Source organism: Occallatibacter sp., assembly GCF_049510455.1.
Lineage (GTDB): Bacteria > Acidobacteriota > Terriglobia > Terriglobales > Acidobacteriaceae > Telmatobacter.
Window position 1 is genome coordinate 1 of record NZ_JBEKYX010000133.1, and the last position, 8,907, is coordinate 8,907.

Annotated in this window: 10 protein-coding genes; 7 read left to right on the top strand and 3 right to left on the bottom strand. The window is 58.1% G+C overall.

Translation table 11 applies throughout. From position 1 onward, the window contains the following. Positions 1-71 precede the first annotated feature (71 nt). The 3 genes from ABSG47_RS18895 to hfq form a co-directional block, all read right to left on the bottom strand. Complete coding sequence (locus tag ABSG47_RS18895; protein ID WP_424171435.1) at positions 72-632, bottom strand: NUDIX domain-containing protein; 561 nt, start codon at positions 630-632, stop codon at positions 72-74. Between the two features lie 67 nt (positions 633-699). Next, positions 700-2,118 carry a GTPase HflX gene (hflX, locus tag ABSG47_RS18900; protein WP_424171438.1) on the bottom strand — a complete coding sequence of 473 codons (1,419 nt, stop codon included), beginning with the start codon at positions 2,116-2,118 and terminating at the stop codon, positions 700-702. Next, positions 2,108-2,434: an RNA chaperone Hfq gene (gene hfq / locus ABSG47_RS18905; RefSeq protein WP_424171441.1), complete on the bottom strand. Its 327-nt coding sequence runs from the start codon at positions 2,432-2,434 to the stop codon at positions 2,108-2,110. The genes hflX and hfq overlap by 11 nt, the downstream gene beginning before the upstream one ends. A gap of 245 nt (positions 2,435-2,679) precedes the next feature. Here hfq and ABSG47_RS18910 point away from each other — a divergent pair, with 245 nt between their 5' ends. From ABSG47_RS18910 to ABSG47_RS18940, 7 genes are all read left to right on the top strand, one after another. Beyond that, a complete protein-coding gene (locus ABSG47_RS18910; RefSeq protein ID WP_424171444.1) occupies positions 2,680-3,864 on the top strand; it encodes a DegT/DnrJ/EryC1/StrS family aminotransferase in 1,185 nt (394 codons plus the stop codon). A 54-nt stretch (positions 3,865-3,918) separates the two neighbouring features. Then, a complete protein-coding gene (gene nrdR, locus ABSG47_RS18915) occupies positions 3,919-4,389 on the top strand; it encodes a transcriptional regulator NrdR (RefSeq protein WP_424171447.1) in 471 nt (156 codons plus the stop codon). After that, positions 4,386-5,390, top strand: a complete 1,005-nt coding sequence (locus tag ABSG47_RS18920; protein ID WP_424171450.1) for an isocitrate/isopropylmalate dehydrogenase family protein — start codon at positions 4,386-4,388, stop codon at positions 5,388-5,390. The genes nrdR and ABSG47_RS18920 overlap by 4 nt, the downstream gene beginning before the upstream one ends. A gap of 12 nt (positions 5,391-5,402) precedes the next feature. After that, a complete protein-coding gene (locus tag ABSG47_RS18925; protein ID WP_424171452.1) occupies positions 5,403-5,714 on the top strand; it encodes a YciI-like protein in 312 nt (103 codons plus the stop codon). Positions 5,715-5,834: 120 nt separating this feature from the next. Further along, the gene (asd, locus tag ABSG47_RS18930; RefSeq protein ID WP_424171454.1) at positions 5,835-6,905 is read left to right on the top strand and encodes an aspartate-semialdehyde dehydrogenase; all 1,071 of its coding nucleotides are present in this window, start codon (positions 5,835-5,837) and stop codon (positions 6,903-6,905) included. Positions 6,906-6,933: 28 nt separating this feature from the next. Continuing rightward, entirely contained in the window at positions 6,934-8,352 is a 1,419-nt protein-coding gene (gene lysC, locus ABSG47_RS18935) for a lysine-sensitive aspartokinase 3 (RefSeq protein ID WP_424171457.1), read from the top strand. 112 nt (positions 8,353-8,464) lie between these two features. Further along, positions 8,465-8,907: dihydrodipicolinate reductase C-terminal domain-containing protein (locus ABSG47_RS18940; protein ID WP_424171460.1), on the top strand; the 443-nt coding region annotated here is incomplete at its 3' end.

The window sequence follows — 8,907 nt, forward strand, 5'->3', positions numbered from 1 at the left end:
GCGCCCCACCCTCGCCGCGTATTTGCTTTTGCGGCCAGACTGGGCCGCTCTACAGCAAGAGGAGAAATGCTCTAGCGCAAAGCCTCCTGCTTCGCCTTCCATAGGAGATACATGGCCCAGGCGGCCATAGTGCAGTTGTCGCGGATTTCGCCATCGAGTATCTTCTGCTCGAACTCGGCAATTGGCATGACGCGGACAATGAGATCATGTTCTTCGTCGTCCGGGTCTTTCTCTGTGGGCGTAAGATCAGTGGCAAGAAAGACATGGTGCCTCTGGCGGCAGAAGCCATACGCAATCCAGTTCCAGCCGAGGTAAGTCATGAAGTCGGCACGTAAACCGAGCTCTTCTTTGAGTTCTCCGCGGGCCAGCTCTTCGGGATTGTCGATCTCCATTTCCCAACCGCCTTGCGGCAGCTCAAGGGTGCGCTCCTGGATCGTGTAACGAAACTGCTCAACGAGCCAGATATTGCCCGAGTCAATGGGAATGATGATCGCGGCATCGTCCTTCTCGACAACACCGTAGATGCCAGGCTTGCCGTTTGAGCGCAGAATCTCGTCCTCACGGAGGCGCATCCAGTGGTTGCGGTATATTTCGCGGGAGCCGACAGTGGTGATGGAGGGCTTCTCGGTCATAGGGGCAGGTTCCAGATTACAGATTTCAGGTTACAGCGGTGTGCGAGCCTGCAACTGCTCCCTGTGATCAGTCCACAATCTCTCTCTGACGAAACGCGCGAAAGCGCCCGACAAGGCTTGCAGGACCAGTTACGGTGAGATATACAAGGTTGCCTTCATATCGGCGAGCGTGAATGACCGTGCCTGCCTCAATAGCTGCCAGTACCGCGCCCTCGTTCTGCGGGATGCGAAACTCGGCATCGACCAGCGGATCAGAGTGAAGGGCCTCATCGATGGCTGCGAGCAGAGCGTCAGAGCCTTCGCCTGTCTGGGCCGATGCGGTGACCGCGTGGACTGCGGATTGAGATGCCAGCCGGTTTGAAAGAGCATCCCGAGCCTGCGCGTCGAGAAGATCAATCTTGTTGAGGACTTCGATGCGCGGCTTCTGCAGAGAATCCAACTCGCCGAGAACCTTTTCAACCTGTGCTTTCTGCTCTTCTCCGTAGGTCGAAGCTGCGTCGCGCACGTGAAGCAGGACTTCGGCCTCCTGGACTTCTTCAAGCGTGGCCCGGAAGCTGGTGACCAGCGTATGCGGCAGATTGCGGATAAAGCCGACGGTATCGGAAAGCAGGACCTTGCGGCGACTGGGCAGCTCGATGGCGCGAACCTTTGGGTCAAGCGTGGCGAACATACGCGACGACGAAAGAACGTGCGCGCCGGTAAGACGGTTGAAGAGGGTGCTTTTGCCGGCATTGGTATAGCCGACAAGCGCGACCGTGGGCACAGGAACTGCTTCCCGGCGCTGGCGCTGCTGGCGGCGAACGCGCCGAACGTCTTCTATGTCGAGCTTCAGATGATCGATGCGGCGCTGGATGCGGCGCCGGTCCATTTCGAGCTGCGTTTCACCTGGGCCGCGGGTGCCTATACCTCCGCCGAGTTGAGACATGGCCTTGCCTCGTCCCGTAAGGCGCGGAAGCATATATTCAAGCTGGGCAAGCTCGACCTGCAGTTGGCCCTCGCTCGTGCGGGCATGGCGGGCAAAGATGTCGAGAATAAGCTGCGTGCGGTCCAGAACGCGGCAAGGAAGCGCGGAGTCGAGGTTGCGAAGCTGTGTAGGCGTCAGATCGTGATCGAAGAGCACCAGATCCGCCTCTGTGGACGCTGCGATACCGGCAATCTCTTCGACTTTACCGGAACCGATCAGCGTGGCGGGGTCAGGTTTGGCACGGCTTTGTATCAGCTCCGCTACGATCTCACCACCGGCTGAGAGAACAAGCTCGCGGAACTCGGCAAGAGATTCTTCGGCATCCAAACCCAATGCAGAAATCTCTGATGATGGGGTGGAATCCGCCGTAGCATCGGCGGATTCATTCAAACGCACAGCCGCGCGCGCGCCATCAGCCCCGGCCCGCTTGATCCGAGAACGGCGGGTAAAATCTACCCCAACCAGAATGGCGCGTTCGGCGCGAGTGGAGCCGAGAGCAATCCTGTTCTTGCTAACTGCCAACAGCTACTGCTCCACCGGGGACCGCAGGGGAAGCTGCGGAGACCGGACCAGGCCCAGTGCCAAGACCCGTATGGGTGGCGGTCGGGCGGTGCTCACTATGAAGCACGTTGCGACTGCTCACAACAGTCGAAATCGCGTGCTTGAAAATCAATTGCTCCTGGCTGTTGTTCTCAAGCAGCACGGAATACTTGTCAAAGGAGCGAATCTTGCCCGTGAGCTTGACTCCGCTGACCAGGTAAATTGTGATGGGGGTTTTATCCTTACGGACAGTGTTCAGGAAAGTATCCTGAATATTTTGTGCCGGCTTATTCTCCATGTGCCGATCTCCTGCTTCCTCTTCGGGTTGATGATGCTTTTGTTGTCTTGCTTACAGAAACAAATGAACGCGGGGCCTGCACCGGAAGTCCCGAGGCCGGAAATTCCCGCAATAAGAAAACATTATATGTATTTTGGATGGTCTTCATCCGGCCCGGGTTGCACATACCGGTGCGAATGCGGCGGCAATGGGCTTATATGGCAAGAACTTGCTACGCGAGCCGCTGGTAGGATGAATGAGGACTTATGGTCGAGCGCAAACCCATGAAGGCGGCTAAAAATGCCCAGCCTGTGCCAATGTTGGATCTGGACCGCCAATATGCGCCGCTACGCCAGGAACTGCTCGAGGCGCTCACTGGAGTTCTGGATAGCCGGCAGTTCATCCTGGGCGGGGCAGTAGAGGCTTTTGAGAGTGCCGCCGCAGAGCAACTCGGAGTAAAGCACGCAATCGGCTGCTCCTCCGGCACCGATGCCCTGTGGCTGGCGCTGGCGGCGGCCGGAATCGGCCCCGGAGATGGAGTCCTCACCACGCCCTTCAGCTTTTTCGCCTCCGTTAGCGCTATTCTTCGCGCTGGAGCTACGCCGGTGCTCGCTGATATTGATCCTGCCACTTTCAACCTCGACGCTGGGGCAGCGCAGGCAGTGCTGGCGAGTAAGCGCGTCCAAACTGTAAAGGCAATTCTGCCGGTATACATCTATGGACAATGCGCTGACTGGACCGCATTCGACGCCTTGAGACGTGAGTATGGATTGAAGCTGATCGAGGATGCCGCCCAGGCGTGGGGTGCTGAGTGGAAGGGAGTGAAGGCTGGAGGACTTGGCGATGTTGCTGCTTTCAGTTTTTATCCCACGAAGAACCTGAGCGCCGCCGGAGACGCGGGCATGGTGACGACGAACTCAGATGAGCTTGCCGAGCGTGCCCGGATGCTACGCCAGCATGGAATGCGGCGCCGATACCATCACGACGAGGTGGGCTGGAATGCCCGCATGGACGGCTTTCAAGGCGCAATTTTGTCAGTCAAGCTCAAATACATTGCGGGCTGGAACAAGGCGCGTAGAGCTGCCGCCGCCCGTTATGAGTCCTTCTTCCGCGCTGCTGGTCTTGCCGAATCCGGTCCTTACCCGCGTAGCGGACTCGTGCTGCCGCGCGAAATGCCCGGCGCACATCACGTCTGGCATCAGTATGTGATTCGCTCGGCAAAGCGCGATGCGCTACGCGAATTTCTGACCGCTCGCGGGATCGGCTCGGAGATTTACTACCCTGTGCCGCTGCACCTGCAGGAAGCGTTGCAACCGCTGGGCTACAAAGCAGGGGATTTTCCTGAAGCTGAGCGGGCCGCGCGCGAGGTGCTTGCGCTTCCGATCTTTCCGGAGATACGCGAGGAAGAGCAGCGGGCTGTTGTCGGGTCGATTGCTGAGTTCCTGAGCTAGAGTGCCCACCGGAAACAACTCTTCCCTAAATTCAACATTTAGAATCAACACAACATGAAGTGTCCTTATTGCGGATTTAGTCAGGATAAGGTGGTGGACTCGCGCGAGAGCAAAGAGGCGGACTCAATACGCCGGCGGCGCGAGTGCGAGCGCTGCAGCCGCCGCTTTACCACCTATGAGCGCATCGACGAGATTCCGTACATGGTTGTGAAAAAGGACGGACGGCGCGAGCGCTTCGACCGGCACAAGGTCCTGAGCGGTCTGCTGCGGGCGTGCGAGAAGCGACCGGTAGCTTCCTCAAAGTTGGAAACGATTGTGGATGCGGCGGAGAGCTTTCTGGTGGATTCGCCCGAACGCGAACGAACGACGCGAGAGATTGGCGAACTGCTTATGAGCCACCTCAAGGGCCTCGATACCGTGGCGTATATCCGGTTTGCTTCCGTGTATCGGGATTTCAAGGACGTGCGCGAGTTTAAGGAAGAGCTGGAAGGATTGCTGGAAGGACATAAGGCGAAGAAGAAATGACGCATAAAGTTACGTTGATTCCCGGAGACGGGATTGGACCGGAAGTAACACAGGCGGTAGTGCGAGTTCTGGAAGCGACCGGCGTGAAGTGGGAGTGGGAGCGGTTTGCCGCAGGCGCAGAGGCGTTTGAGATTCACGGCGAATACATTCCAGCCGAGTTGTACGCCTCTATTGAGCGCAACAAGGTGGCGCTGAAGGGACCGGTGACGACGCCGATAGGCGGCGGATTCAAGAGCATCAACGTGACGCTGCGGAAAAAGTTCGAACTGTATGCGAACTTCCGGCCAATCAAGAATCTGCCCGGCCTTGAATCGCGTTATCCGGGCGTGGATCTGATTATCGTCCGTGAAAACACCGAAGGTGAGTACGTCGGCCTCGAACACGAGGTTGTTCCCGGCGTAGTGGAAAGCATCAAGGTGATTACCGAGAAGGGTTCGACGCGCATTGCGCAATTCGCCTTTGATTACGCGCGCAAACACGGGCGCAAAAAGATCCACTCGATCCACAAGGCAAACATCATGAAGCTGTCCGACGGGCTGTTTTTGAAGTGTGCGCGGAAGGTGTCAGAGGGCTTTCCTGAGATTCAGTATGGCGAGCACATTATCGACAACACCTGCATGCAGCTTGTCATGAATCCGTACCAGTACGACACGCTGCTGCTGGAAAACCTCTACGGCGATATTGTGAGCGACCTGTGCGCGGCGTTTGTGGGCGGCCTTGGCCTGGTTCCCGGCGCGAATATCGGAGTAGACTGCGCGATCTTTGAGGCAGTACACGGATCGGCGCCGGATATTGCGGGCAAGGATCTTGCCAATCCCACAGCGCTGTTGCAGTCGGCGATTCTGATGCTGCGGTATCTGGATGAAAGCGACGCCGCGGACCGGGTGCAGAAAGCTCTGGAGACCGTATACACGGAGAAAAAGACCCTGACGCGCGATGTGGGCGGCACGGCTGGTACTTCGCAGTTTGCCGATGCGGTTTTGGCTGTAATGGCCCATTGAGGATGGAACACCATGAAACACTTCCTGCTGTTTTACGAACTTGAAAGCGATTATCTCGACCGGCGCGGCGAGTTTCGCGGCGTCCATCTGGATATGGCTTGGAAAGCGAGTGAAGCCGGTGAACTGGTGATGGCGGGCGCGCTGGTCAACCCGACCGATCAGGCGATCCTGCTGTTCAAGGGCGAATCCGCTGAAGCGGCGGAACGGTTCGCGAAGGCTGACCCCTATGTTCTCAACGGCCTTGTGAAGCGCTGGCACGTGCGGGAATGGACGACGGTGGCAGGCGAGGGCGCTGCCAATCCAGTAAGGCCTGCCGGCAATTGATTCCCGTTTTGCATCACACTTCCGAGTGTTCCCTTCCCCATCCGCGCCATTTGCTGTCGATTCCCTGCGGGCTATCCTCGAATCGAAGTACTTTCCCTGTACACTGGAATGTTTACAGCCATGCAATCCAAATACCCAATCGGAATTCTAGGCGCGACCGGCATGGTCGGCCAACGTTTTATTCAGCTTCTCGAAAACCACCCGTGGTTTGAGATCACCTGGCTTGCGGCAAGCGACCGCTCCAGCGGCAAGCTGTATGGTGACGCGGCCAAGTGGCGTCTCGACACGCCGCTGCCGGAGCGTATTGCGCAAATGCGCGTTTCGGTCGCAGAGCCTGCCGGTGCGCCGAAGATCATTTTCGCGGCGCTCGACTCGGACATCGCCAAAGAGATGGAGCCTAAGTTTGCCGCCGCGGGCTGCGCTGTGGTGTCAAATTCAAGCGCCTTCCGCATGGAGCCCAACGTGCCGCTCGTAATTCCGGAGGTAAACGCCGAGCATCTGCACCTGATTGAGGAACAGCCGTGGCGCAAGGAATCTGGCGGCTACATGGTGACAAATCCGAACTGTTCGGCGATCGGACTGGTGCTGGCGCTTAAGCCGCTTGAGGAGCGCTTTGGCATTGAGCAGATCTTTGTGACGACGATGCAGGCGGTGAGCGGCGCAGGCTATCCGGGCGTGCCTTCCATGGACATTCTGGGCAATGTGGTGCCGTACATCAAGAGCGAAGAAGAAAAGATGGAGGCCGAGACGCTGAAGCTGCTCGGCAAGCTCACAGGCTCATCCGTAACACCGCTTCCTGCAAGGATGAGTGCGCACTGCAATCGCGTAGCGGTGGAAGATGGACATACGGAATCGGTTTCAATCAAGCTGAAGAAGCCTGCGACGCGCGAGGAGATTCTTGCAGCCTGGGCGGAGTTCAAGCCGCTCGCCGGTCAGAATCTTCCGATGGCGCCGGAACAGCCTATAGAGTGGGCTCCGCAGGAAGATCGCCCGCAGCCGCGGCTGGATCGCAATCGCGGACGCGGCATGGCGGTGACCGTGGGACGGTTGAGACCGTGCGGCATCCTGGACTGGAAGTTCACGGTGCTTTCGCACAATACGGTTCGCGGCGCGGCCGGCGCGGCGATTCTGAATGCAGAGTTGTTGGCGAGCCTGGGCAAGCTGGAACCTGTAGCAGTCGCACACGCCTGAGAAGAACTGGAGAAATGAGAAAGCGCGCATGAGCCTGGTGGTGATGAAGTTTGGCGGTACGTCGGTGGAAGATGCGACGGCTATCGGCCGCACCGCTGCTATTGTTGCGGGGCGTGTGTCGGCGGGCAAGAAACCGGTGGTGGTGGTGAGCGCCATGGCCAAGGTCACCGACCAGTTGCTGCGTGCCGGTACGAGCGCGGCGGCAGGCGACAAGACTGGGGCGCTATCGATCAGTTCGCGGCTGCGCTGCCGACATAGGGACACGGCTGCCGCTCTGGTCAAGGATGCGAAGGAAACTGCCGAGCTGCAGAAATGGATTGATGCGAAATTTGATGGGCTGGATGAGATTCTGCGCGGGTTGGCCGCAATTCTTGAGCTGACGCCGCGCATCTCCGACCTGATTGTGAGCCATGGCGAGCGGCTTTCGAGCCGCATGATTGCGGCGGCTTTCCGCGAGCGCGGGATCAACTCAGAAGCGGTGGATGCGCGGCAGATCATCCTTACCGACTCGCAGTTTCAGAAGGCTATGCCGATCGATGCCGCGATTGAGAAGCGCGCCGAGGAGCAACTGCGGCCTCTTCTTGAAAGCGGCAAGGTACCGGTGATGGGCGGATTTATTGGGTCTAATGAAGCCGGCATTACGACGACGCTGGGACGAGGCGGATCGGACTTTACAGGTGCGCTGATTGGCGGCGCGCTGAATGCAGAGGCGATTGAGATATGGACGGATGTGGATGGCATTATGACATCCGATCCGCGCGTTTGCCCCGACGCCTTGCGTGTGAAGGTGATCAGCTTTGAAGAGGCGGCGGAGCTGGCCTACTTCGGCGCGAAGGTGCTGCATCCGGCAACGATTCTGCCGGCGGTCAAGAAGAACATTCCAGTGCTGGTTCTCAACAGCAAGAATCCGACGAATGAAGGCACGCGGATCATTTCGCTCGCTCCGCATTGCAAGACTCCTTTCAAGTCGATTGCGGTGAAGAAGAAGCTGAGCATCATCGATGTTGTCGCGAGCCGGATGCTGATGACTCACGGGTATCTGAAAGAAATCTTCACCGTATTCGACAAGCATCAGTGTGCGGTGGACATGGTTTCAACGAGCGAGGTTTCGGTTTCGCTCACTGTGGATTCGACCGATAAGCTGCCGGCGATTGCCGCCGACCTGAGCAAGCTGGCCGATGTGAAGTACGAGGGCAAGAAGGCGCTGGTGTGTATGGTGGGCGAGGATATTCGCGGTCAGAACGGCATGGCGGCGCAGGTCTTTGGAGCGGTGAAGCATATTAATGTGCGGATGATCTCGCAGGGCGCGAGCGAAATCAACATGAGTTTCATGATTGACGAGGAAGATGCCGATGAGGCGGTGCGCTCGCTGCATGCGGCCTTCTTCCAGGATCCCGATCCGGCGATTTTCGATGTTGAAGCGAGAAAAGCAGCCGTCAGCTCTTAGCTTTCAGCTGCTAGCTTGTTCGTGGAAATCGTACTTTCATTGCTTGAAACGAGAGCCAGTTGCGCTGGCTCTCGCAACGCGAGCTAAAAGCTATTAGCCAGGAGTTGTTCTTATGCTGTTTCTCGTACTGGGCAAGGGCAAGACGGGCAGTCTGGTGGCTGAAGTGGCGCGCGAGCGCGGGCATGGCGTGCGCGTGCTGGACCTCAAAGAGAACCGTGGCGCGGCGTCGATCACGGCTCCTACACTGGCGGGCGTGGACGCGGTGATTGATTTCACCAATGCTGAATCAGCGGTGCAGAATATCCGCGCGGTGCTGGCGCTGGGCGGCAAGATTGTTGTGGGCACGACGGGCTGGCATGCATCTCTGGACGAATTGCGCTCGAAGACCTCTCGCGGCGGAGCTTTGCTGTATGGGACGAATTTTTCAATTGGCGTGCAAAAGCTTTTCCGGCTGACTGAGGAGTTGGCGAAGCTAGACGGCTACGAGTTTTCAATCCGCGAAACGCATCATACGACGAAGCTCGATGCGCCTTCGGGTACGGCAATTACGCTCCG

Excerpts from the sequence above, each read along its gene's own strand:
- asd (WP_424171454.1), top strand. The coding sequence starts at position 5,835 with ATGCAATCCAAATACCCAATCGGAATTCTAGGCGCGACCGGCATGGTC.
- ABSG47_RS18910 (WP_424171444.1), top strand. The coding sequence starts at position 2,680 with ATGGTCGAGCGCAAACCCATGAAGGCGGCTAAAAATGCCCAGCCTGTG.
- hfq (WP_424171441.1), bottom strand. The coding sequence starts at position 2,434 with ATGGAGAATAAGCCGGCACAAAATATTCAGGATACTTTCCTGAACACT.
- nrdR (WP_424171447.1), top strand. The coding sequence starts at position 3,919 with ATGAAGTGTCCTTATTGCGGATTTAGTCAGGATAAGGTGGTGGACTCG.
- lysC (WP_424171457.1), top strand. The coding sequence starts at position 6,934 with ATGAGCCTGGTGGTGATGAAGTTTGGCGGTACGTCGGTGGAAGATGCG.
- ABSG47_RS18895 (WP_424171435.1), bottom strand. The coding sequence starts at position 632 with ATGACCGAGAAGCCCTCCATCACCACTGTCGGCTCCCGCGAAATATAC.
- ABSG47_RS18920 (WP_424171450.1), top strand. The coding sequence starts at position 4,386 with ATGACGCATAAAGTTACGTTGATTCCCGGAGACGGGATTGGACCGGAA.
- ABSG47_RS18925 (WP_424171452.1), top strand. The coding sequence starts at position 5,403 with ATGAAACACTTCCTGCTGTTTTACGAACTTGAAAGCGATTATCTCGAC.